Genomic DNA, 23,842 nt, shown 5'->3' on the forward strand with positions numbered 1-23,842 from the left:
CTTTCGTTTTCATGCCGTGTTTACCCTCGTTTTAGAAAGGATCTTTCGCAAAATAATCCAGGGATGAACACTTTGGACAAATTCGACCTGGCGATCCTCGGCGAGCTGCAGGCCGATGCCCGGCTGACCAATGCCGAACTGGCCCAGCGGGTGGGCCTGTCGGCCGCGCCGTGCTGGCGCCGCGTGCGCGCGCTGGAGGAGTCGGGCTTCATCAAGGGCTACCACGCCGAGATCGACCGCCACAAGATCGGGCTGGGCGTGCTGGCCTTCGTGCGGCTGGACGCCGACCGCAGCACCGGGGGCCTCACGCGCGAGATGGAGGCCGCCATCGCCCAGATCCCCGAAGTGGTGGCCTGCCACTACATCAGCGGCACGGGAACGTTCGAGCTGCAGGTGGTGGCGCGCGACCTGGACAGCTTCTCGCACTTCGCCCGCAATGTGCTGCTGAACCTGCCGAACGTGAAAGACATGCACACCAGCTTCTCGCTGGGCGAGGTCAAGGCCAGCGGCGCCCTGCCGCTGGCGCACCTCGGGCCCGCGGGCAGCAAGCTACAAAAACAATAGCGCAACGCCCTAGTACCGATTGCGCTGGAGGCCTTTTCGACTTCAAGCCCATCGGCTCGCTTTCCCGCGCCGCCATCCGGGACGTCGGCGCCCCGCTGGGCACCCAACGCCCGCACTGCGCACAATCGAGACCATCTATGCCCCCTTTGCCGCCCCACGAGAGCCCGCCCCGCCCCACCCCGTTCCCGCCCCTGGACGACAGTCCCCCGGCCACCGCCGCCGCGGGCCAGGCGCACACCGCCGAGGCCGCGGCCGCCGCCCAGCTGGACCAGGACGCCGCCCGGCGCGCCAGCCTCTCGCCGTTCGCGCCGCTGCAGGTGCCCGTGTTCCGCATGCTCTGGCTCACCTGGCTGGCCGCCAATACCTGCATGTGGATGAACGACGTGGCGGCCGCGTGGCTCATGACCACGCTCACCACCTCGCCCGTGCTGGTGGCGCTGGTGCAGACGGCCTCCACCCTGCCCGTGTTCCTGCTGGGCCTGCCCAGCGGCGCGCTGGCCGACATCCTGGACCGGCGGCGCTACTTCATCGCCACGCAGTTCTGGGTGGCCGTGGTGGCGCTGGTGCTGTGCGTGGCCATCCTGATGGGCGGCATGACGGCGCCGCTGCTGCTCGCCCTGACCTTCGCCAACGGCATCGGCCTGGCCATGCGCTGGCCGGTGTTCGCCGCCATCGTGCCGGAGCTGGTCAGCCGCCAGCAGCTGCCGGCGGCCCTGGCGCTCAACGGCGTGGCCATGAACGCCTCGCGCATCATCGGCCCGCTACTGGCCGGCGCCATCATCGCCAGCGTGGGCAGCGCCTGGGTGTTCGTGCTGAACGCGCTGCTGTCGGTGGTGGCGGGCTTCACCATCATGCGCTGGCGCCGCACGCACGTGCCCAGCCCGCTGGGGCGCGAGCGGCTCACGAGCGCCATGCGCGTGGGCGTGCAGTTCGTGCGCGAGTCGCCCCGCATGCGCGCCGTGCTGTGGCGCATCTCGGTTTTCTTTTTGCACGCCACCGCGCTGCTGGCCCTGCTGCCCCTGGTGGCCCGCGACCTGGAAGGCGGCGGCGCCGGCACCTTCACCCTGCTGCTGGCCTCCATGGGCGCCGGCGCCATCGCGGCCGCGTTGTTCCTGCCGCGCCTGCGCCAGGCCATGTCGCGCGACACGCTGGTCTCGCGCGGTGCACTATTGCAGGCCGCCTCCACGGCCGTGATCGCCATCGCGCCCAACGTGTACGTGGCCGTGCCCGCCATGGTGCTGGGCGGCATGGCGTGGATCACCACGGCCAACTCGCTCAGCGTGTCGGCCCAGCTCGCGCTGCCCAACTGGGTGCGCGCGCGCGGCATGTCGATCTACCAGATGGCCATCATGGGCGCCACCGCGGCGGGCGCGGCGCTGTGGGGCCAGGTGGCCTCGCTCACCACGGTGCACATGAGCCTGGCGCTGGCCGCGCTCACCGGCACCGCCGCCATGGCGCTGGTGCAGCGCTGGGTGGTGGACCGCACCATGGAGGAAGACCTGAGCCCCTCGACCGCGTTCAAGCTGCCGGTGGCGCCCACCACGCCCGAACGCGGCCATGTGGTGGTCACGATCGAATACCACATCGACCCCGCGCGGGCGGCCGAATTCCGGGCGCTGATGCAGGAAAGCCGCCGCAGCCGCCTGCGCCAGGGCGCGCTCGACTGGCAGCTGCAGCACGACATCGCCGACCCCTCGCGCTACGTGGAGCGCATCGTGGACGAATCGTGGACCGAGCACCTGCGCCGCTTCGACCGCGTCACCGCCTCCGACGTGGCGCTGCGCGACCGCAAGCTGGCCTTCCACACGGGCGAGGCGCCGCCGGTGGTGTCGCGCTACCTGGTCGAGCTGGAGCGCTGAGGGCGCACCGGCTCAGCGCCCCTGCAAGGCGCTCACCGCCGCGAGGGCCGCAGGCCGAACCATCCGCCCTCGGCGTCGTAGAGCAGGTCGAACTGCTTCAACAGGTAGCGCCCGGTGTTCATGAAGGCGGGGCGGCCCACGAAGGTGAAGCGGCCCGGCGCGTTCACGAGCACGGACTGGGGCGCGTCCGCATCCCCCACGCGGAAGTCGTACTCTGCCACCGGCGCCTGCGCGCCGGGGAACATCACCTGCACCCGCGTGCCGTCCTTCAAGCACGTCACCGGCCGGCCCCGGCGGGTGGGATCGGCGATCTGCGCCGTGGGCAGGGCCGACGGATCGGCGGCCGTGAGGTACATCTGCGCGATGCCGGTGTCCACCAGCACGGGACCGGTTTCGGGCGCGCCGCCATCCACCGAGACGGCCACGGTGGCCTGCTGCCAGTCACGGGGATCGCTGGAGGCCGGCTGGCCATTCGCGAGCAGGCTGCCGGGCTGCAGCTTCATGAACCGAAAGCCCTTGGCCTGGTCGGGCGTGAGGCCTACGTAAATCGCATGCTTGGTCACGATGTAGCCCCCGTGCACCGCGCCCCGGGCGACGGGGCTGCCGTCGATCTCGGCGATGTTGATCAGCGGATTCTTGTCGGGCGTGCCTTGCGGCTGGCCATCGTGCTCGCGCCCGAAGCCCACGCCCATGTAGGCGATGCCACCCGGGCTTTCCGTGGTGTAGGTGGGATTTTCGCAGTCGGGCCGGTTGGCCTTCTCGTCCCAACGCGGGCAGATGATTTCCTTTTCGACCGCGAGCACGGGCACCCGGGCAATCACTTCGTTCCAGCCGCTGTTGAGCACCACGTCGCGCACCACCCAGTGGCCGATCAACAGTTGCCGGCTGCTGGAGCGGTATTCCCAGCCTTCGTTGGCCTGGCGCGCTTCCTCGTTGCGCGAATAACCGGGCAGATCGACCGCGGAAATCACCACGCCGGTGGAGCCCGTGTCCAGGGTGACGATGAAGGGCCGGGGGGGCGCGAGCACGCCGGTGTCCGGCGGCATGCGGACTTCGAACCGCAGCCGCGGCGCGTCCGTCATGGGGGCGGACCAGCCCTCTCCCGGCGGGGAATGGAGGCGAATGAAGCGCGATTCGGTACCCTGGCGCAGCGAGGGGCCGGCGGTGGCCGCTGCGGCGTCGGGCAACGGCGTCGTCTGCGCGGGTACGGCACCGCAGGCGAGCAGCGCGGCGGCACAGGCGATCGCTGCGCGAAGCGGAATGGGCATGGGGTCTCCTTCCCTGGCGAGTGTTTGATGGGAAGAGCAGGCTACACGATCCTCCGGGCCGGGCCGCACCCGGCGTGAGCGCCCCGCGCGCTTGGGCTTCGCCCGCCACCGCCAGAAACGCCGACGACGCCGTTACCGGACCACCCGCAGCCCGAACCAGCCGCCGTCGGCATCGAACAGCACGTCATGCTGGCGCAGCAGGTGCCGGCCGGTGTTGACGAACGCCTGCGCCGAGGGCCGGGTGACGATCACCGCCGTGGGGGCCTGGGGGGTTCCCACCTGGAAGGTGTACTGCGCCACGGGCGCGGCATCGTCGGGGAACGACACCTGCACCGACGTGCCGGCCACCAGCCCCGTGGCCATGGCGCCCTTGCGGCTCGGGTTGGGAATGGCCGTGGTCGGCAATGCCGACGGGTTGGCCACCGTGAGGTACATCTGGGCAATGCCGGTATCGACCAGCACCGCGCCTGTCTGCGAGGCCGCGCCGTTGACCGACACGGCCATGCTCGCCTGGGGCCAGTCGCGCGGGTCGCTGGAGGCCGGCTGGCCCGCGGCGTTCAGGCTGCGGCCCTGGAGCTTCACGTACGAAAAGCCCGCGGTGTTGGCGCGCGTGAGGCCCACGTGCACGCCCTTGGCCGTCACGATGAAACCGCTGCGCATGCTGCCGGGCGCCACGGGCTGGCCGTCGATGGAGACGATGTTCAGCAGCGGGTTCTTGTCCGGCGTGCCTTGCGGCTGGCCGTCGTGCTCGCGCCCGAAGCCCACGCCCATGTAGGCGATGCCGCGCGGCTGGGCGGTGGTCTTCTCAGGCTTTTCGCAGGTGGGCACGTTGGCCTTTTCGCTCCAGCCGGGGCAGATGATCTCTTCCTGCACCGCCAGCACGGGCACGCGCGCGACCACTTCGCCCCCGGCTGGGTCGCGAAAGACCAGTTCCCGCGGCACCCAGCGGCCGATCCACAGCCGCTTGCTGCTGGACAGGAACTCCCATCCCTTCACGCCCGACTCGGCCTCCTGCGCGGAGAACCCGGGCAGGTCGGTGGCCGAGACGACGACGCCGGTCGAGCCGGTGTCCATCGTCATGGTGAACGGCGCCGCGGCGGACGTGCCGGGCACCCGCACGCCGAAGGCCAGCGCGGGGGCGTCGGTCATCGCGGGTTCCGGGTTCCTGGCCGGGGCGAAGGCCAGGAAGCGGGCGGCGGTGTCGGCGCGCAGGTCCGGTCCCGCAGGAGCCTGGGCGTGCGTCGTGCCCAGGGGCGCACAGGCGCCCAGCAGGGCGGCCAGCAAAGGAAGGGTGCCATGCGCGGCAGTGCGCAGCCATCGGTCAGCGGTCATGCGGTTCTCCTTGGGAATTGGGTGAGGTGAGGCCACCATCCTGGCCAGGCCACGAAGGGCCTGTCACGCCCCATTGTGGAGGGCCTTCCCAGTCGGCAGCGGGGAGGCCGGCTGAAACGTGCTGAAACGTCGTGAACGCGCGGGCGTCAGCGCGGCCACAGCGCCCAGAGCCGCAGGCCCTGCTTGAGCCGCCCCGCCAGTTCGCCCGCCTCCGGGCCCCAGCCCGCGAAATAATCGGCCCGCACCGCGCCCACGATGGCCGAGCCCGTGTCCTGCGCCATCACCAGGCGCTGCAACTGCACCTGCGGGCCGGTGGAGGCCAGCCACACCGGCGTGCCGTAGGGAATGCTCTGGCGGTCCACCGCGATCGAGCGGCCCGGCGTGAGGGCCACGCCCTGCGCGCCCTTGGGCCCGAAGCCGGCATCCATGGCGTTGAGCGGCTCCTCGCGGAAGAACACGTAGCGCGGATTGGCCCACAGCATCTCCTGCACGCGCTGCGGGTTCTGCAGCGTCCAGGCGCGGATGCCGGGCCAGGTCGCATCGCGCACCAGGCCCTGGTCGAGCAGCCACCGGCCCACGCTCTGGTAGGGCTGGTCGTTGGTGCCGGCGAACGCCACGCGCAGCAGCGTCACCGAGCCATCAGCCTCCTGCACCCGCAGCCGGCCCGAGCCCTGGATGTGCACCACCAGCGCCTCGACCGGATCGCGCACCCACGCGATGACCCGGCCGGCCAGCGCCGCCTGCGCTTCGGGCAGCGTGTCGATCTGCTGGCGCGTGTACCAGGGCTTGCGCGCGCCGTAGCCCGCGGGCAGCCGGTACAGCGGCACGTTGAAGCCGTTGCCGGGCTGGCGCGCCGCGTCCAGATAGGGCTCGTAGTAGCCGGTGAGCATGCCGTCCACCGCGCCGTCGGCGGCCTCGATGCGGTAGGGCTGCAGCCGCGCCACCATCCAGGCGCGCTGCTCGTCGGCGCTGGCGATGGACAGGCGGCGCACCTCGCCGCACAGCGGCGCGAAGGCCGGCGCGGGACGCTCGCAGTTCTTGATCCAGGCGTTCCAGGCTTCGTGCAGGGAATCTTCGGCAAAACCGGGCAACTCCGCCCAATGCACCGGTATCCAGCGGCTTTTCGGCTGCGCCATCGGGGGTGGCAGCGGCCCGGGCGGTTCGGGCGGCAGCGGGGCACCCGGCACGCCCGGCAGCGAGGCACCGGGAGGCAAAGGCGTGGAAGGCGGCAGGGGCGTGGTGGAGCAGGCCACCAGGGTTCCTACAATCAGCGCCGTTGTCACAAGGCGCAGGAGACGGAATTTCATGGGGCTGATTTTGCTTGAAGCATTGCTGGCGCTGGTCGTTCTCGTCGCCATTGTGTGGTGGACGATGTTCTCGGGGCGCAAGGGGGGGGAGCCGCCGCCCCAGGACTCCACGCCAACACCCAAGAAAGAGGACGACGGCACGCCGAAGTAACGCATTCGCGGCGCACCACCTCTGCTCCCTCTCCCAGAAAGACCATCGATGACTCCCCAGCAAATGCTTGGCGTGGGCCTGCGCATTTTCGCGCTATGGCTCGGTGTGACTGCCGTCCGGTACCTGGCACTCCTGCCCGTCCTGAAGGGGATGCCGCTCGACAACCCCTCCGTGGAAACCTGGGTGGTGGCTGCGCTGTACTTGGCCGCTGCCGTGCTGCTTTGGATCTTTCCCCTGTGGACCGCCCATCTGCTGCTTCCAAGAACACGGTTTGAAAACCACGTCCGCCTCCAACCCGCAGAGGCCGCCCGTGTGGGCTGTGCCTTGATAGGCCTGTGGTTCTTTGCGCAGGGATTGCTCAATGTCGTCTGGTTCTTCTTCCAGGCCCTGCTGATGGGAGGAAGCCGCTCTTTTTTCGATGGGCTGGCGCTGGAAGCCAAAGCAGATCTTCTCTCCAGCGGGGTGGGCCTGTTGCTCGGGATCGTGTTGGTGGCTCGATCCGACCGCTTCGCCCAATGGGCCATCAAAAGCAAATCCCCCCAGGCCGACGCCTGATGAATGCCGAGGTTCTCCGCGCCAGACGCCAGGCCCGGTTCAGTTGACGAACTGGTCCTACCCGGATCAGCCAGGCACCGGCGAACAATGGGCGTCCTCAAAGTCCCTGACGCCGCGTGCACGAAGCGTGCGGTTCGCAAGGCCATACCACGGCGGGCGTCAGCAGAACAACCAGGAAAGGAAGATCCCATGCGCAACAAGATTCTCATCGGCGCCACCGCCGCCGTTCTGCTCGTGAGCGGCTGTGCCAACATGGACGATACCCAGCGGCGCACCGCGACGGGTGCTGGCGTCGGCGCGGTGGCCGGGGCGGTCATCGGCTCCGCCACCGGCGGCCGGGCGGGCACCGGGGCCGTCGTCGGGGCGGGTGTGGGGGCCCTGGGCACCTACATCTGGTCGCAGCACATGGAGCGGCAAAAGCGCGACATGCAGCAGGTCACGCAGGGCACGGGCGTGGTGGTGACGCAGACCGCCGACAACCAGCTCAAGCTCGACATTCCGAGCGACATCTCGTTCGCCACGAACCGCTCGGACATCCAGTCCAACTTCGCCCCCGTGCTGGAGCGCTTTGCCGAGGGGCTTCGCAACAACCCCAACACCGAAGTGCGCATCGTGGGCCACACGGACTCCACCGGCACCGATGCAATCAACAACCCCCTGTCGATGGACCGCGCGGCCAGCACCCGCAACTTCCTGACGACGCGGGGCGTGAACGGCGGGCGCATCCAGGTCGAGGGCCGTGGCTCGCACCAGCCGATCGCCACCAACGACACGAACGACGGCCGCGCGCGCAATCGCCGGGTGGAAATCTTCGTGGGCGAACGCCAGCCGGGCTGACCGCCGGCCGGCCCCACTGCCGCCCCGCCCGTGCACCGCGGCGGGAGTGGCTTTCACAGGGCGCTTCGGCGCCCTGTGGCGTTCATTCAGTGCGCGGCGCGCAGCAGGTTGGCCAGTTCCACGGCCGACTTGACCTGCATCTTGTCGAACACGCGCGCGCGGTGCACCTCCACCGTGCGCACGCTGATGTCCAGCTGGTCGGCGATGAGCTTGTTGGGCAGCCCCTCGACCACCAGTCGCATCACGTCGCGTTCGCGCTCCGTCAACTCCGACAGCCGCACCTGCAGGTCGCTGTGCTGGCGCACCTGCTCCATGTGCTGCGCGGACTGGGCCAGGGCCTGCTCGATGCGGTCCACCAGCAGGTTGTCGGAAAACGGCTTCTCGCAGAAGTCGAAGGCCCCGCGCTTGACGGTGGCCACGGCGGTGGGCACGTCGGCATGGCCGGTGAGGAAGATCACCGGCATCGCATCGATCAGGCGGCGCTCGGCCAGCCGGTCGAACAGCGCCAGGCCGCTCATGCCCGGCATGCGCACGTCCAGCAGCAGGCAGCAGGGCTGGCGCGCGGGCGGACGCTCGTCGAGCATGGCTTCGAAGGCTTCGGCGCTGTCGAAGGACTCGCTGGGCAGGCGGCGCGATCGCAGCAGCCAGGCGAGCGCTTCGCGCACGCCCGAGTCGTCGTCGACGATGTAAACGGTGGCGTTGGAGACGGGTTCCATCAGGGGTGGCTGCTGTCCGCGCTGGCAGCAGGCAGGGTGAAAGTGAATACCGTACCACGGGGCTCGTTGGGCGCGTGGCCCAGGAAGCCGCCGTGCTGCTCGACCACGGTGCGGCACAGGCTCAGGCCGAGGCCCATCCCCTCGGGCCGCGTGGTGAAGAAGGGGGTGAAGAGTTTCTCGCCCACGTCCTGCGCGATGCCGCAGCCCCGGTCGATGACCATGAACTCCAGCCAGGCATTGTGCGCATTCGATGCGGCGCGGCGCACGCGCAGCTCCAGGATGCGCTGGGGCGTGGCGGGGTCGTCCATGGCCTGCATGGAATTGCGCGCCAGGTTCAGCAGCACCTGCTCGACCATGGTCCGGTCGCACAGCACCGGGGGCAGGTCGGCGTCCACCGAGATCTTCACGAAGACTTCGAGCTTGCGGGCCTGCAGGCGGATCAGCGGCATCACGGCCTCCAGCAGGTCGTGCACCGAGACCACCTCGCGCGACTGATCGCGCCGCCGCACGAAGTCGTGCACGCTGCGGATCACGCGGCCCGCGCGCTCGGCCTGCTGCGCGATGCGCTGCAGCGCCACGTGCACGTCGTGCAGCGGCTCCTGCGGCGGCCCGCCGCCCGGCGGCAGCAGGTTGAGCGAGCCCGAGGCGTAGCTGGAGATGGCGGCCAGCGGCTGGTTCAGCTCATGGCTCAGCAGCGATGCCATCTCGCCCACGGTGGCCAGCCGCGCGGTGGCCTGCAGGCGCTCCTGCGAGGCGCGGGACATTTCCTCGACGCGGCGCTGCTCGCTCACGTCCAGGAACGCGCTCATCCAGCCCGTGTGCAGGCCCTGCGCGTTGATGAGCGGCGCCTCGAAGATGAGCACCGGAAACCGCACGCCGTCCTTGCGCATGAAGGTGGATTCGTAGCCTTCGCGCGGCGGCGGGTGCAGGCTGGACAGGCGGATCGCCTGGCGCTGGCGGTACTCGTCGGCGAACTCGGGCGGCCAGTAGGGCACCGGGGCGCTCTGGCCCAGCAGCTCCTGCGCGGTGAACCCCACCATCTCGCAGAAGGCCGGGTTCACATAGGTGATGCGCCCCTGCAGGTCGCGCGCGCGCAACCCGGTCACCAGCGAGTCCTCCATGGCCTTGCGGAACGCCAGCGCGTCGCCCAGGTCGCGCTCGGCGCGCAGCCGGCGCCGGTTGTCGCGCACCAGCACGACCAGCACGGTGACGAGGGCGATCGACATGGCGGTCACCAGCGCGGTGAGCACATTGGGGAACACGCTGGGCGCGCTGTGCCAGCTGTCCATGCGCAGGACCAGCGTGGCACCCGGCAGGTCGAACAGCTGCTGCGAGCTGAACAGGCGCGTGCCGCGCCGGCTGGCGCCCACCATGGCCAGGCGGGTGCCATCGGCCTCGGTGAACGACACCTCCTGCCCGCGCTTGAGGCTGGGCACCACCAGGTCGATCAACACGTTGTGCAGCGAGTAGGTGGCCACCACGAAGCCTTCGTTGCGGCCATCCTGCATGAGGGGCAGGCACAGCTCCATCATTTCGGAGCCGCGGCCATCGCCCTGGGGCTGGAAGTAGCTGCCGGAGTACGACGGCCCCGACACGCGGCGCGCGTTGGCGCACGCCAGCGCGATGTTGGAATGCATGCCACTGCGCATCTCGGCGTCCCACTGCACCGGGCGGTAGGGGGTCTCGACATGGGCCCGCACTTCCAGCGTGGGGCTGCGCCATTCCAGCCGCACGAGTTCGCGGCGCACGCTCAGCAAGGCGACCGCGCGCGACTCCCAGCTCGCCAGGTCCGGTGTGCCCACGTGCAGCGCCTGCAGGTTCTGCAGGTTGTGGGCGAAGCCCTGGCGGATGTCGGCCACGGCATCGGCGGCGTCGCGGTCCAGGCGGTTCTGCACCTCGCTCGCCTCGTAGCGGCCGGCCAGCCACACCTGGGTGACCAGCATGCCCGCCACCAGCAGCACGAGCAGGGCCCACAGCGACCAGCGCTTCCATGCGCTGCGCCAGCGGTGCCAGGGCCACAGGAACGGCTCGCCCTCGGTCACAGGATGCAGTGGTCCAGCGCCGGCAGCTGCTGGCGCACCTGCTGCAGCAGCACCGCATCGAGCACGCCCAGGGCCACGCCCGGGCCTTCGGCCACCTGCGCCTGCACGGCGCCCCACGGATCGACCACCATGCTGTGGCCCCAGGTGCGGCGGCCGTTCTCGTGCAGGCCGCCCTGCGCCGGCGCCAGCACATAGGCGAGGTTCTCCACCGCGCGGGCGCGCAGCAGCAACTCCCAATGGGCCTCGCCCGTGGTGTGGGTGAAGGCGCTGGGCACCAGCAGCAGGTCGGCCCCGGCCCGCGCGTGCTGGCGGTACAGCTCGGGAAAACGCAGGTCGTAGCAGACGGACAGGCCCACGCGCCAAAGGGTGCCGTCGCGCGCGGTCAGCTCGAAGCGCACGGGCGTGTTGCCCGCCTCGATCACCGCGGCCTCGTCGAAACGCTCGCGGCCGTTGTCGAAGCGAAACAGGTGGATCTTGTCGTAGCGGGCCACGCACTCGCCCTGCGGCGAAAACACCAGCGAGGTGTTGCGCACGTGGTGCGCGCTCTCGCACTGCAGCGGCAGCGTGCCGCCCACCACCCACAGGCCCAGCTCCCGGGCCGCCTGGGCCAGAAAGCGCTGGATGGGGCCTTCGCCGTAGGGCTCGCGCAGCGCGAGCTTGTCGGTGTCGCGCGCGCCCATGGCGCAAAAATACTCGGGCAGCACGGCCAGCTCGGCGCCTTCGGCGGCGGCCTGCTCCAGCAGGTGGCGGGCCTGTTCGAGATTGCCGGGCACGTGCAGGCCCGACACCATTTGCAATGCGGCGGCTTTCATCATGATTTGTCTCCGGTGGGGGACTCGGCCGTGGGCGGCCGGGCGGCGGGGTCGGCGCTGCCCAGCTTGCGCCGGGGCACGCGCTCGATGCGCGGATCGGTCCAGGTGCCGTCGATGCGGAACTCCTGCGTGGCCGCCTGGATGAGCGGCCCGCGCAGAAAGACCTGCGCGAGGAAGCTGCCCAGGCCGACCACCGGGTTGATGGCCGTGGCCACGAGGGAGGCCGTCATGGCGTTGATCTCGGGCACCACGACCACGTGCAGGTCCTGCGTTTCGCGGTCCAGGTCGGCGCTGCCCTCCATCAGCACGGCGGCGTTCACGCCCTTCATCTGCAGGTTGTTGGTGGTGGCCACGCCCTGCTCCATGCGCACGTCGCCGCGCACGAAGTCGAACGCGAAGCCTTCGCTGAACACGTCGCGGAAATCGAGCGTGAGCCGGCGCGGCAGCGACTGCAGGCTGAGCACGCCCAGCAGCTTGGCCAGCCCCGGATCGGCCTTGAGGAACTGGCCCGATTCGACGTTGACGTTCATCTGGCCCGACATGGTGCGGTAGTCCGGCGTGAGCGGCGCGCCCATCCAGGCGACCTGCCCCTCCATGCGGCCCTTGCCGCGGCGCACCACGTCGGCCATGCCGAAGCGCGCGAGCAGATCGCCCGAGTCGCGGATGTCGAGCTTGAAGTTCATCACCGTGCGGCGGCGCGCATCGGCGGCGCCGTCGCTGCCCAGCAGCGCCCAGTTGCCGTTGGCCGTGAGCGTGGCCTCGGGCGCGACGATGTTGAACTTGGACAGCCGCCATTCGCGCGGGGCGCCGTCGCCGCCGCGGTTCTGCGCCTCGATCTCGATGCGGCCCAGGCGGCGCCCGCGCAGCACGAAATCGTCCACCACGATGTCCAGCGACGGCAGCGTGCCGGCGCCGGCGGCCGGCTCCTCGGCCAGCAGCTCATCCACCTCCTTGGCATCGCTCTGCGGGACGGCCAGGCGCGACAGGCGGGCGAACACCCGGCCGGAGCCCGCATCGGGCCCGCTGCCGGCGCCCTGGCGAAACTCCACGTAGCCGTTCAGCTCCTGGGCGTCCACGTTGGTGCGCCAGGTGCTGCCCTCGCGCGAGCCGCCCATGACCACGCCGTGCAGCGTGCGGCCCTGGAAGTCCACCTGACGGGCCCGCACGGCCAGTTGCGTGGGCAGGTAGTCCTGCATGGGCGAGACGGAAGGCGCGGGAGCGGCGCCCGTTCCGTTGCCCGCCACCGCAGCGGGCGCGGCACTCGCCGGTGTGCTGGCCGCCGATGCGGACTCGGCAGCCGGTGGCGCCACCAGCAGGGGCGAGCGCGCGGGGCCGTTGCCCATCAGCGCCGCCTGCCAGGCATCGACGTCCAGCTCACCGATCTGCACATTGGCCACCACGCCGCGTTCGGGCAGGGGCGCCGCCTCGCCGGGCGCCAGGCCCAGTGCGATGGCGCCGCGCAGCACCCGGGACTGGGCGGCGTTGGCAATGTCGCGCACATAGGTCACCGAGCCGAGCGCGCCCAGGTCCAGCGCCATGTGTTCGTGCAGGGGCGCCGCACCGGTGCCATTGCCGCTCCCTGCCGCCGCCGCCAGCGATTCGCGCGTGAGCTGCGTCTCGAACCGCACGGGCATCAGGGCCTCGGCGGTCTTGCCCAGCGGCGCCGGCAGGTCCAGCGCCATGCCCTGCAAGGTGGTGGTCACCTGCACCTCCGGCGTGCCCCGGCGCACGCCCAGCGCCAGGGTGTAGGGCGTGCTGCCGCTCGCGCGCTGGGCCAGTTGCGCCAGACCCGGCCATTGCGACGCCTGGCGCAGCCCCTCGGCCGTGGCCACGCCCTGGCCGCGCACCTGCACGGAGGACTCCACCGGCAACGCCCCCGCGGGCAGGGATCGCATGCCGCCCTCCAGCCGCAGGTCGCCCCCCAGCGCGCGGCCCTGCACGCCCGCCAGGGTGAAGCCGGTGTCGGTGAACTGCACGGTGCCGCGCGCGCGGCCGATGGGCGGGGCCTCCGGTGCAATGCGCACGTCGTTGCCCGCCAGGGTCACGCTGCCCTGCACCTTGGACTGGTCGATGTGGCTGACGGGCAGCGACAGGGCCAGCTGCAGGTCTGCGGTGCCGTTGGCGGTGGTCTTGTCCAGCGCATTGCCGGTCAGGCGCGCCAGCGGCGAGGTGGTGACGAACGACAGCATGTCCGCCAGCGGGCCGCGCGCATCGGCGTTCACCGCGACCACCGTGTGGGCCAGGTCCGGAATGCGCGCCTCCACCTTGTTCACGCGCAGCTTCGGCGTGCCGGCGAAGCTGCCGCTGGCGCCCTTCACGGCCATGGTGGATCGGTCGAAGATCAGGTCGCCGGTGAGTTCGGTGAGGGCGGGCCAGGGCGCCTCGTTGGCATGCTGCAGGCGCGGCGGCACATAGGCATAGGTCACGTCCTTCACGCGCGCGGCGATGTGGAAGTCGCCCTGCCCGGGCGTGTTGAAGGGAATGTCGTGCAGGTCGCCCTTGACGCGGAACTGCACGTTGCTGGCCGTGCCCGTGGTGACCGCGTCGCGCACGTAGTGGCGCGTCTCCTGCGGGATGGACAGCGGCAGGTAGCGGTGCACGCGGGTGCCGTCCGCGCGGCTCAGGCTGCCGGACAGGTCCAGCACGCCGGGAAACCGCGGCCGGGCACCGCCACGCTCGGCATCGCCGGTGTGCCAGTTCAGCCGGGCCTCGCCCTGCGCATCGGCGTTGGAAAACTGCAGGTCGCTGGCCTGCACCGCGATGCGCTCGCCCTCGATCTGCCAGCGCACGTTCGCCGACAGCTGGTCCACCGGCACCGTGCCTTCCTCGAACACGTGGGGCAGCACCAGGGCGCCGTCCGCCAGGGCCAGCGTGGCCTTGCCGCCCGCCTGCGACACGTCGAACTCCACGCTCGCACCGCGCAGGCCGGGCACGTGCGAGGCCGCGCCCTCGGCGCGCGGCTGGTCGGCCACCGCCAGCCCGGTCACCTTGCCGCGCGCCTGGTATTGCTGCAGCTGCTGCAGGGGGCCGCGCCAGGTGGCCTTGACCTCCTCCACCAGCCCGCGCGGCGTGTAGTCGGCCAGGGCGGAATGCACGGCGGCATCCAGCGGCAGCCGGCTGGCGATCTGCGCCAGCGCGGCCAGGTCGAGGCGGTCGGCGCGCAGTTCGCCCTGCTCGCGGCCGCTTTGCACGCCGGTGTGCCGCACCGTGAGGTTGCCGCCCGGCCAGCGCAATGCATCCTGCGTGGTGAACTGCAGGCCCTCGGTGGAGAACTCGAACCCGTCGGACAGGCGCCGCCCGCCCACCCGGCCGGCGACGGACTGCAGCGCGAGCGGCTCTAGCCCCTCGCCCAGGCGGGCGTTCACCCCGGCCAGGGCCAGGTCGGCCGTGCCGCCGACGAACTGCCCGCGCTGGAAATCGACCCACGCGCGCAGCGCGCCGCGGCCCTCGGCCACCTGCACGCCGTCGATGTGGACATGGTGGCGCAGCCGGGACACGTCCACGCGCGAGAAATCGGCGAACAGCTGCCCCGTCCACTGCTGCCACGACCCGCCGTGCGTCGTCAGGAACGGCTGGCGGAACTGCCCGGTGAGCTTGAACCGGTCGCCCCACTGCGGCGGCGGCGTGGCCTCGATCCGCATGCCGTGGCGCCAGCCCCGGTTGCGCAGCAGCAGGTCCACCTGTCCCAGCGCCAGGGGCGGCTCCTGGCTCTGCTCGTCGGTCAGCCGCACGGTGCCGCCGCGCAGCACGACCTCGCTTTGCGAGAACAGCCAGTCGGCGCCCGCGCTGTCGCCGCCCGCGCTCTGGCGGAACGCCAGCCCCGCAATGAAGATGCGGCCGTCCGCCATGCGGCGCACGTCGAGTTCGGGGCGTTCGATGTACAGCTGCTCGAACCCCATGCGCAACACCGAGCGCGGCGACAGCGACCCCACCACGCGCGGCAGCTTCAGGGCCTCGCGGCCCTGGGGGTCCAGCAGGGCGACGTCGTTCAGCTCGATGGTGGGCACCAGCCCTTCGGAGCGGGCCGACAGCGCACCGATGCGCACCGGTACCCCCAGCGCCCGTGTGGCATGGGCTTCCAGCTGCGGACGGAAGTCGCCGATACGCGGCACAATCCAGCCGTGAAGCACCCCCCAGGCGGCGGCCACCAGCAGCCAGAAGGCGATGAGCAGGCCCAGGGACCACCGCGCAAGACCTGCCAGGCATCGGAGCAGGCGTGAGGGGTTCGGTGGCTGTTCAATCATTGGTGGGTTGGGATGCGAAGGGAATTATGACCCGCGCCCGCTGTGCGGGTTCAGCATCAAACGGTGTCGTTATGTACGGTTTTCAGGCCCCGGGCCCTTGCTATGCCGCTGTCTTGCACTGACGTTCCAGAGATCCCCAGCGCCGCCGGCGACGGCCCGCTGGCGAGCCATTCCCGCTTCCACCAGAGGCTGCACCGGCGCTATGCCGACGCGTTCGCCGTGCTGCCGCCCGGCGCCCCCACGCGGGCCACCATAGCCGAGGCGCTGGCCGCCCTGCGGGCCCGCGGGCACGACACCGGCACGGCCCTGCGCATCCTGCGGCAGGTGGTGATGGAGCGGCTGGTGCGCCTCGATTGCGAACAGGGCGCGCCGCTGGCCGACATCACGCGGGCCACCACCGAGCTGGCCGAACTGGCCCTGGACCAGGCCTGCGTCCAGGCCCGCGAAGCGCTCGACGCCCGCCACGGCGCCCCGCGCGGCCCCGAGGGCCAGCCGGTCGAGCTGTGGATCGTCGGCATGGGCAAGCTGGGCGCACGCGAGCTGAACGTGTCCAGCGACATCGACCTGATCTACGTGTACGAACACGACGGCGAGACCGCCGGCAACGCCGAGGGCCGCAACCGCATCTCCAACCACGAATACTTCGGCCACGCCGTCAAGGTCATCTACGGCCTGATCGGCGACACCACCGAGCACGGCTTCGTCTTCCGGGTGGACCTGGCGCTGCGGCCCAACGGCAACTCCGGCCCGGCGGCCGTGTCGCTGGCCGCGCTGGAGGAATACCTGCAGGTGCAGGGCCGCGAATGGGAGCGTTTCGCCTGGCTCAAGAGCCGCGTGGTCGCGCCGCGCAGCAGCGTCATCGGCGAGCCGGTGCAGGCCCTGCGCGGCGTGGTGCTGCCCTTCGTCTTCCGGCGCTACCTGGACTACAGCGTGTTCGACGCGCTGCGCTCGCTGCACCGGCAGATCCGCGACCACGCCGCCAAGCGCAGCGCCGGCCACCCCGAGCGCGCCAACGACGTGAAGCTCTCGCGCGGCGGCATCCGCGAGATCGAATTCACCGTGCAGCTGCTGCAGGTGGTGCGCGGCGGGCAGTTCCCCGAGCTGCGCTGCCGCCCCACGCTGGAGGCGCTGCAGCGCATCGCGCGCGCCGGCCTCATGCCGCAGGAGACGGCCGAGGCGCTGGCCGCGGCCTACACCTTCCTGCGCCAGGTGGAGCACCGCATCCAGTACCTGGACGACCAGCAGACCCACGTGCTGCCCACGCGCGACGACGACCTCGCCTGGATCGCCCAGACCCTGGGCCTGGGCACCTGCGCCTTCCTGCACCAGCTCGATGCGCACCGCGAACTGGTGGCGCAGGAGTTCGACACGCTGCTGGGCGGCGCCGGCAAGAAGCAGTGCACCAAGGGCGGCTGCGGCGGCCCGCGTGCCGGCGCGCCCGCCGCGCCCGAGCTGGAAGCGGTGCTGGAGCAACTGCCGCCCACCGTGCGCGCGCGCGTCGCCGAATGGCGCACGCACCCGCGCGTGCAGTCCCTGAGCGACGAGTCGCGCGAGCGGCTGCTGCGGCTGGTGCAGCGCACCGCGCGCTGGCTGGCCGAGGGCCAGGTCAACGAAGACGCCGTGGTGCGGCTGATCGGCTGGCTCGAATCGCTGCTGCGCCGCGACATCTACCTGGCGCTGCTGCTGGAGCGCCCCTCGGTGCACGAGCACCTGCTGCACCTGCTGGGCGCCGCGCAGTGGCCTGCCCGCTACATGCTGCAGCACCCCGGCGTGATCGACGAGCTGGCGGGCGACGCGCTGCTGGCCGAACGCTTCGTGCCGCAGGACTTCGAGCACGAACTGGGGCTGCGCATCGCCTCGCTGCAATCGACCGGCGAGGACGACGACGAGACCCTGCTGAACCTGCTGCGCCGCGCCCACCATGCCGAGACCTTCCGCACGCTGGCGCGCGACGTGGAGCGCCGCATCACCGTGGAGCAGGTGGCCGACGACCTCTCGGCCCTGGCCGACAGCGTGCTGCGCGTGACCGCGCAGTGGTGCTGGAGCCGCCTGAAGAACCGCCACCGCGAGGTGCCGCAGTTCGCCATCATCGGCTACGGCAAGCTGGGCGGAAAGGAGCTGGGCTACGGCAGCGACCTGGACATCGTCTTCGTGTTCGACGACGACGACGACCGCGCGCCCGAGGTGTATTCGGCCTTCGTGCGCAAGCTCATCAACTGGCTCACGGTGAAGACCGCCGAGGGCGACCTCTTCGAGATCGACACCGCGCTGCGGCCCAACGGCAATTCGGGCCTGCTGGTGACCAGCTTTACCGCGTACGCCAACTACCAGCAACGGCGCGGCAGCAACACCGCCTGGACCTGGGAGCACCAGGCCATGACGCGGGCGCGCTTCCTGCTGGGCACCGAAGACCTGGCCCCGGCCGGCCCGCTCGCGCCACTGCCCGAAGGCAGCGAGGCGCCCGCGGGCAGCGGCCGCAACCTGCGCGAGCGCTTCGATGCGGTGCGCGAGGCCGTCATCACCGCCCCGCGCGACCCCGCCGCGCTGCGCGAGGAGATCGTCACCATGCGCGAGCGCGTGCGCGCCGCCCACCCGGTGCCGGCCGGGCAGTTCGACGTCAAGCACAGCGTGGGCGGCATGGTGGATGTCGAATTCGCCCTGCAGTACCTGGTGCTGTCGCAGTCCGCCACCCACCCCAGCCTGCGCGAGAACCGCGGCAACATCACCCTGCTGCAGCGCGCCGAGGCCGCCGGCTTCCTGCCCGACGGCGTGGGCACGGCCGCCGCCACGGCCTACCGCACGCTGCGCCAGGTGCAGCACCGCGCCCGCCTGAACGAGCAGCCCACGCGCGTGGACCCCGCCACGCTGCAGGCCGAGCGCGACGCGGTGCTGGCGCTGTGGCGGGCGGTGTTCACCGGCTGATCCCCCACCGGCATTCGGGGCCTTTTCGCCCCGATGCCCTAGTGGAACATGCCCTGATTGCTATATAAATTATAGCAATCAGCCCCGGCGGCGCGGCAGGCACGCGCCGCCCGGCCGGCCCGCCCCCTCTGTCCCGCCGGCCTGCGCCCGGGCCAGCACCGCAGCAGCAAACTGCGCAATTTGCCGCTGGGCGGGCAGGCGGGCCCGGCACGCGGTGCGGCCGCCACGTGGCGCCGCCACCCCGCGCATCGGCCCGGATTTCCGGGTTTTCCCTTGCCAATCAACCACTTGCCGGCACGCACGGATTCCGCATAAGCATGCGCCGATTCCTTTGCAGCGCTGGCGCGCCGCTGGGTCTTCAATCCATTCCATCCCCCGCCGCGATGGTCGCGCCGGGCAAACCAGGAAGGTTCGATCCCATGACGCGCAAATTCAAGGTAGTGGCGGTTTCCGGCAATGTGCAGCGCCCCTCGCGCACGCTGGTGCTGGTGGAAGAGTTGATCGCCGCGCTCAGCGAGGCATTGCCCATCGAGGCGCACACCATCGAGCTGGGGCCGCTGGCCCCGCAGATCGGCGGCGCGCTCTACCGCAGCCAGTTGCCGGCCGCCGTCGAAGCGGAGCTGGCCGCCATCGAATCGGCCGACCTGCTGATCGTGGCCAGCCCGGTCTACCGCGGCTCGTACACGGGCCTGTTCAAGCACCTGTTCGACTTCGTGCACCACGAGGCGCTGGTTGACGTGCCCGTGCTGCTGGCCGCCACCGGCGGCAGCGACCGCCATGCACTGGTGATCGACCACCAGTTGCGCCCGCTGTTCAGCTTCTTCCAGGCGCGCACGCTGCCGCTGGGCGTGTATGCCTCGGAGCAGGACTTCCAGGGCTACGAGATCGCCAGCGCCGCCCTGCGCGAGCGCATCGTGCTGGCGGTGCAGCGCGCGGCGCCCCTGGTCGGCATCGCGCCGCAGGCCGCGCCCGTGCTGCGCCTGGCGCAGGCGGCTTGAGCCCCGCCGGCCACCCCTTTCCCCCTCCCTCTGTCCAGGAGCATCGCCATGAGCCACGACACGACTTCCGCTTCTTCTTCCTCCGCCGCCGGCATCCGCTTCGCCTACTGGGTGCCCAACGTCAGCGGCGGGCTGGTGGTCAGCACCATCGCCCAGCGCACCGACTGGAGCCTGGAATACAACCAGCGCCTGGCGCAGGCGGCCGAGAAGGCGGGTTTCGACTACGCGTTGAGCCAGATCCGCTTCACCGCGGGCTACGGCGCCGAGTACCAGCACGAGTCGGTGTCGTTCAGCCAGGCGCTGCTGCACGCCACCACCAAGCTCAAGGTGCTGGCCGCCATCCTGCCCGGGCCGTGGAGCCCGGCCGTGGTGGCCAAGCAGATCGCCACCATCGACCACATCTCGCAGGGGCGCATCGCCATCAACGTGGTGAGCGGCTGGTTCAAGGGCGAGTTCCAGGCGATTGGCGAGCCGTGGCTGGAGCATGACGAGCGTTACCGCCGCTCCGAAGAGTTCATCCGTGCGCTCAAGGGCATCTGGACAGAAGACAACTTCACCTTCAAGGGCGACTTCTACCGCTTCAACCACTACACCCTGAGCCCCAAGCCCGTGCAAAAGCCGCACCCGGAAATCTTTCAGGGCGGCAGCTCGCGCGCCGCGCGGGACATGGCCTCGCGCGTGTCGGACTGGTACTTCACCAACGGCAACACGCCCGAGGGCGTGAAAAAGCAGATCGACGACATCCAGGCCAAGGCCGCCGAAACGGGCCACCGCGTGCGCATCGGCATCAACGCCTTCGTCATCGCCCGCGACACCGAGGAAGAGGCCCGCGCGGTGCTCAAGGACATCATCGACCACGCCCATGTGGAGGCCGTGCACGCCTTCGGCGACGCGGCCAAGCAGGCCGGCCAGGCCTCGCCCGAGGGCGAGGGCAACTGGGCCAAATCCACCTTCGAGGACCTGGTGCAATACAACGACGGCTTTCGCACCAACCTCATCGGCACGCCGCGCCAGGTCGCCGAGCGCATCGTGGCGCTCAAGGCCGTGGGCGTGGACCTGATCCTGGCCGGCTTCCTGCACTTCATCGAAGAGGTCGAGTACTTCGGCGAGAAGGTGCTGCCGCTGGTGCGCGAACTGGAAGCGCAGGGCCTGGGCGCACCCGCCGGGGCCGCCATCGGCGAGCCCGCCGAGGCCGTGGCCGCCTGACCCGCGCAGGCACAACGCCCCACCCGCCGCCGCCCACCCTCCACTGGCGCCCACGCCCTCCCGCCGCTCGCCTGCGCGACGCGGCGCCGGGCGCAGCCTGCCCGGAAAGCACTGCACCACCATGTCCAGCACCCTGTTCGACGGCACCCTGGCCCCGCCCGCCACGGCACCCGCTGCACCGCGCCGCAGCGCCGACCGCGCCGGCGCGGCCACGGGCGGCACCCCGCCACCGGCCGCCCCGCCCGCGCTCGAACTGCAGGGCATCGACCTGTCGTTCGGCGGCGTGCACGCGCTGCGGGGCATTGACCTGCGCGTGGCCCCGGGCGAGTTGCGCGCCATCATCGGGCCCAACGGGGCGGGCAAAAGCTCGCTGGTCAACATCATCAGCGGGCTGTACCGGCCCGACGCCGGCCGCGTGCGCATCGGCGGCGATTCCTTCGCGCAGGTGCCCACGCCCCGGCCGGCGCACCTGGGCGTGGCGCGCACCTTCCAGAACCTGGCGCTGTTCAAAGGCCTCTCCGTGCGCGACAACATCGCCCTGGGCCGCGTGCATGCGGCGCGCGCCAGCTTTGCCGAGCAGGTGCTGGGCTGGGGTCGGGCGCGCCGCGAGTGGCGCGATGCGCGCGAACAGGCGCGCGAGGCCATCGACTTCCTGGGGCTGGGCAGCGTGCAGGACCGGCTGGCCGGCGGCCTGCCCTACGGCCTGCAAAAGCGCGTGGAGCTGGCGCGCGCGCTGGTGGCACGCCCACGCCTGTTGCTGCTGGACGAACCCCTGGCCGGCACCACGGCGGGCGAGAAGAGCGAGATGGCCGCGCTGATCCGCGCCGCACGCGACCGGCACGGCGCGGCAGTGGTGCTCATCGAGCACGACATCGGCGTCGTGCTGGGCCTGTCGGACCGCGTGGCGGTGCTGGACTACGGCCGCAAGATCGCCGACGGCACGCCCGCCGAGGTGCGCGAGGACCCGGCCGTGATCGACGCCTACCTGGGCGTGGCGCACGATGAGGAAGCCTCCACACCGCCCGCGGAGGTACCGTGATGGAAGGTTTCGACTTCGCCTTCCTCGCAGAGGTGCTGATCGGCGGGCTGCTGTCCGGCGTGATGTATTCGCTGGTGGCCATCGGCTTCGTGCTGATCTACAAGACCTCGGGCGTGCTCAACTTCGCGCAGGGCGCGCAGTTGCTGTTCGCGGCGCTCACCTTCGTGAGCCTGGTCGAGCGCGGCCTGCCGTTCGCCCTCGCATTGGCGATCACCTTCGCGCTGATGGTGGCGCTGGGCCTGGCCATCGAACGCGTGGTGCTGCGCCCGCTGGTCAACCAGCCGCCCATCACGCTGTTCATGGCCACGCTGGGGCTGTCGTACGTGATCGAGGGCGTGGCCCAGCTGGTGTGGGGCACGCAGGTGCATTCGCTGGAGCTGGGCGTTTCCGATGCGCCCATCGAGATCGCGGGCGTGCTGGTCTCCACGTTCGACCTGTTCGCGGCCGGCGTGGCCGCGGTGATGGTGGCGGTGCTGTCGGCGTTCTTTCGCTACACCCGCGTGGGCCTGGCGTTTCGCGCGGTGGCCGACGACACCTTCGCCGCCCTGGCCGTGGGCCTGCGCCTGCCGGTGATCTGGGCCACCGTGTGGTCCGCCGCCGGCGTGATCGCGCTGGTGGCCGGGCTGCTGTGGGGCGCGCGGCTGGGCGTGCAGTTCTCGCTGTCGCTGGTGGTGCTGAAAGCGTTGCCGGTGCTGGTGCTGGGCGGCTTCGACTCCATCCTGGGCGCCATCGTGGGCGGGCTCATCATCGGCGCGCTGGAAAAGCTGGCCGAGGTGTACCTGGGTGCCTACGTGGGCGGCGGCATCGAAAGCTGGTTCGCCTACGCCGCCGCGCTGCTGTTCCTGCTGGTGCGGCCTGGCGGCCTGTTCGGGCAGCGGCCGGTGGAAAGGGCCTGACGCCATGGCAACCCCCACCCTTCAACCCGGCACCCGTCGCACCCCCTGGCCCCTGTGGGCCACGCCCGCCATCGCGCTGGCACTGGCCTACGGCGTGGTGCCGCTGGTGGCCACCGACTACGTGTTCGACGCGCTGCTGATCCCCTTCCTCGCCCTGTCGCTGGCCGCCGTGGGGCTGAACCTGCTGACGGGCTACGCGGGCCAGCTCTCGCTGGGCTCGGCCGCCTTCATGGCAGTGGGCGCTTATGCGGCCTACAACTTCCAGCTGCGCGTCGAGGGCCTGCCGCTGCTGGCGGCCATGGCGCTGGGCGGCGTGGCCGCCACGGTGGTGGGCGTGGTGTTCGGCCTGCCCAGCCTGCGGCTGCGCGGCTTCTATCTGGCCGTATCGACGCTGGCGGCGCAGTTCTTCGTGCAGTGGGCGCTGACGAAGTTCGGCTGGTTCAGCAACCACAACCCCTCGGGCGTGATCGACGCACCGCCCATCGCCGTGGCGGGCGTGGCCTTCGACACGCCCACGGGCCGCTACCTGTTCGCGCTGACCGTGGTGGCCGTGCTGACGGCGCTGGTCTGGCGCGTGACCCGCACGCCCACCGGCCACCACTTCATCGCCGTGCGCGACAACGAGCTGGCGGCCCGCGTGATCGGCGTGCCGGTGCTGCGCGCCAAGCTGCTGGCCTTTGCGCTGTCGTCCTTCGTGATCGGCGTGGCGGGCGTGCTGTGGGGCTTCGTCTACCTGCGCACGGTGGAGCCGGCGGGCTTCAACCTCGACCGCTCGTTTCAGATCCTTTTCATCATCATCATCGGCGGCCTGGCCACGCTGCGCGGCGCCTTCCTGGGCGCGGCCCTGATCGTCGTGTTCCCGCTGCTGCTCTCGCGCCTGGGCGGCCTGCTGCTGGGCCCGTGGTTCGACTCGGGCGTGCTGGAGCTGTGCCAGCGCATCGCCCTGGGCGCGCTCATCGTGGGCTTTCTCATCGCCGAGCCGCGCGGCCTGGCGGCGTTGTGGGAGCGGGCGGTCGCCCGGCTGCAGCGCACGCGGCCGCCGCCCCCGCAGGGCGCCTGACCGGTTGCTTTCCCGCCCCCCATTCCTTTCTTCC

General features: G+C 71.1%; 18 protein-coding genes. 11 read left to right on the plus strand and 7 right to left on the minus strand.

Annotated features, from left to right (window positions below; all coding sequences use genetic code 11):
• Positions 1-63: 63 nt before the first annotated feature.
• On the plus strand, positions 64-564 hold the full coding sequence (locus tag AVMA1855_RS02395) for an Lrp/AsnC family transcriptional regulator (protein ID WP_284424452.1): 501 nt from the start codon (positions 64-66) through the stop codon (positions 562-564).
• A gap of 137 nt (positions 565-701) precedes the next feature.
• Positions 702-2,423, plus strand: coding sequence for an MFS transporter (locus tag AVMA1855_RS02400; RefSeq protein ID WP_284400744.1), 1,722 nt, complete (start codon positions 702-704; stop codon positions 2,421-2,423).
• A 32-nt stretch (positions 2,424-2,455) separates the two neighbouring features.
• Here the strand turns inward: AVMA1855_RS02400 and AVMA1855_RS02405 are convergent, their stop codons facing one another.
• The 3 genes from AVMA1855_RS02405 to mltA form a co-directional block, all read right to left on the minus strand.
• Entirely contained in the window at positions 2,456-3,691 is a 1,236-nt protein-coding gene (locus tag AVMA1855_RS02405; RefSeq protein WP_284424453.1) for a hypothetical protein, read from the minus strand.
• 132 nt (positions 3,692-3,823) lie between these two features.
• The gene (locus tag AVMA1855_RS02410; protein WP_284424454.1) at positions 3,824-5,023 is read right to left on the minus strand and encodes a hypothetical protein; all 1,200 of its coding nucleotides are present in this window, start codon (positions 5,021-5,023) and stop codon (positions 3,824-3,826) included.
• A 146-nt stretch (positions 5,024-5,169) separates the two neighbouring features.
• Positions 5,170-6,330, minus strand: coding sequence for a murein transglycosylase A (gene mltA / locus AVMA1855_RS02415; protein WP_502870248.1), 1,161 nt, complete (start codon positions 6,328-6,330; stop codon positions 5,170-5,172).
• Here mltA and AVMA1855_RS02420 point away from each other — a divergent pair.
• The 3 genes from AVMA1855_RS02420 to AVMA1855_RS02430 all read left to right on the plus strand — a co-directional run bounded on the left by AVMA1855_RS02420 (position 6,329) and on the right by AVMA1855_RS02430 (position 7,873).
• Complete coding sequence (locus AVMA1855_RS02420) at positions 6,329-6,481, plus strand: hypothetical protein (protein WP_284424455.1); 153 nt, start codon at positions 6,329-6,331, stop codon at positions 6,479-6,481. The genes mltA and AVMA1855_RS02420 overlap by 2 nt on opposite strands.
• 48 nt (positions 6,482-6,529) lie before the next feature.
• Entirely contained in the window at positions 6,530-7,036 is a 507-nt protein-coding gene (locus AVMA1855_RS02425) for a hypothetical protein (RefSeq protein ID WP_284424456.1), read from the plus strand.
• 189 nt (positions 7,037-7,225) lie between these two features.
• Complete coding sequence (locus AVMA1855_RS02430) at positions 7,226-7,873, plus strand: YiaD family glycine zipper/OmpA-like lipoprotein (RefSeq protein WP_284406480.1); 648 nt, start codon at positions 7,226-7,228, stop codon at positions 7,871-7,873.
• Positions 7,874-7,959: 86 nt separating this feature from the next.
• Here the strand turns inward: AVMA1855_RS02430 and AVMA1855_RS02435 are convergent, their stop codons facing one another.
• Genes AVMA1855_RS02435 through AVMA1855_RS02450 form a run of 4 tightly spaced genes read right to left on the minus strand, consistent with a single transcriptional unit; the run spans position 7,960 to position 15,687 of the window.
• Positions 7,960-8,589, minus strand: a complete 630-nt coding sequence (locus tag AVMA1855_RS02435; protein ID WP_272566580.1) for a response regulator transcription factor — start codon at positions 8,587-8,589, stop codon at positions 7,960-7,962.
• Entirely contained in the window at positions 8,589-10,631 is a 2,043-nt protein-coding gene (locus AVMA1855_RS02440) for a two-component system sensor histidine kinase NtrB (RefSeq protein WP_284424457.1), read from the minus strand. The genes AVMA1855_RS02435 and AVMA1855_RS02440 overlap by 1 nt, the downstream gene beginning before the upstream one ends.
• Entirely contained in the window at positions 10,628-11,443 is an 816-nt protein-coding gene (locus AVMA1855_RS02445) for a carbon-nitrogen hydrolase family protein (RefSeq protein WP_284424570.1), read from the minus strand. The genes AVMA1855_RS02440 and AVMA1855_RS02445 overlap by 4 nt, the downstream gene beginning before the upstream one ends.
• Complete coding sequence (locus tag AVMA1855_RS02450; RefSeq protein WP_284424458.1) at positions 11,443-15,687, minus strand: YhdP family protein; 4,245 nt, start codon at positions 15,685-15,687, stop codon at positions 11,443-11,445. Before AVMA1855_RS02450 ends, AVMA1855_RS02445 begins: the two co-directional genes overlap by 1 nt.
• A 102-nt stretch (positions 15,688-15,789) precedes the next feature.
• Between AVMA1855_RS02450 and glnE the strand changes: the two genes are divergently transcribed.
• From glnE to AVMA1855_RS02480, 6 genes are all read left to right on the plus strand, one after another.
• Entirely contained in the window at positions 15,790-18,609 is a 2,820-nt protein-coding gene (gene glnE / locus AVMA1855_RS02455) for a bifunctional [glutamate--ammonia ligase]-adenylyl-L-tyrosine phosphorylase/[glutamate--ammonia-ligase] adenylyltransferase (protein ID WP_284424459.1), read from the plus strand.
• A 419-nt stretch (positions 18,610-19,028) separates the two neighbouring features.
• A complete protein-coding gene (msuE, locus tag AVMA1855_RS02460) occupies positions 19,029-19,607 on the plus strand; it encodes an FMN reductase (RefSeq protein ID WP_284424460.1) in 579 nt (192 codons plus the stop codon).
• Positions 19,608-19,655: 48 nt separating this feature from the next.
• Complete coding sequence (gene sfnG, locus AVMA1855_RS02465) at positions 19,656-20,813, plus strand: dimethylsulfone monooxygenase SfnG (protein WP_284424461.1); 1,158 nt, start codon at positions 19,656-19,658, stop codon at positions 20,811-20,813.
• Positions 20,814-20,934: 121 nt separating this feature from the next.
• On the plus strand, positions 20,935-21,852 hold the full coding sequence (locus AVMA1855_RS02470; RefSeq protein ID WP_284424462.1) for an ABC transporter ATP-binding protein: 918 nt from the start codon (positions 20,935-20,937) through the stop codon (positions 21,850-21,852).
• Positions 21,852-22,748, plus strand: coding sequence for a branched-chain amino acid ABC transporter permease (locus tag AVMA1855_RS02475; protein WP_284424463.1), 897 nt, complete (start codon positions 21,852-21,854; stop codon positions 22,746-22,748). The genes AVMA1855_RS02470 and AVMA1855_RS02475 overlap by 1 nt, the downstream gene beginning before the upstream one ends.
• A gap of 4 nt (positions 22,749-22,752) precedes the next feature.
• Positions 22,753-23,808 carry a branched-chain amino acid ABC transporter permease gene (locus tag AVMA1855_RS02480; protein WP_284424464.1) on the plus strand — a complete coding sequence of 352 codons (1,056 nt, stop codon included), beginning with the start codon at positions 22,753-22,755 and terminating at the stop codon, positions 23,806-23,808.
• Positions 23,809-23,842 lie beyond the last annotated feature (34 nt).

The organism is Acidovorax sp. SUPP1855 (assembly GCF_030158955.1).
GTDB lineage: Bacteria > Pseudomonadota > Gammaproteobacteria > Burkholderiales > Burkholderiaceae_C > Paracidovorax.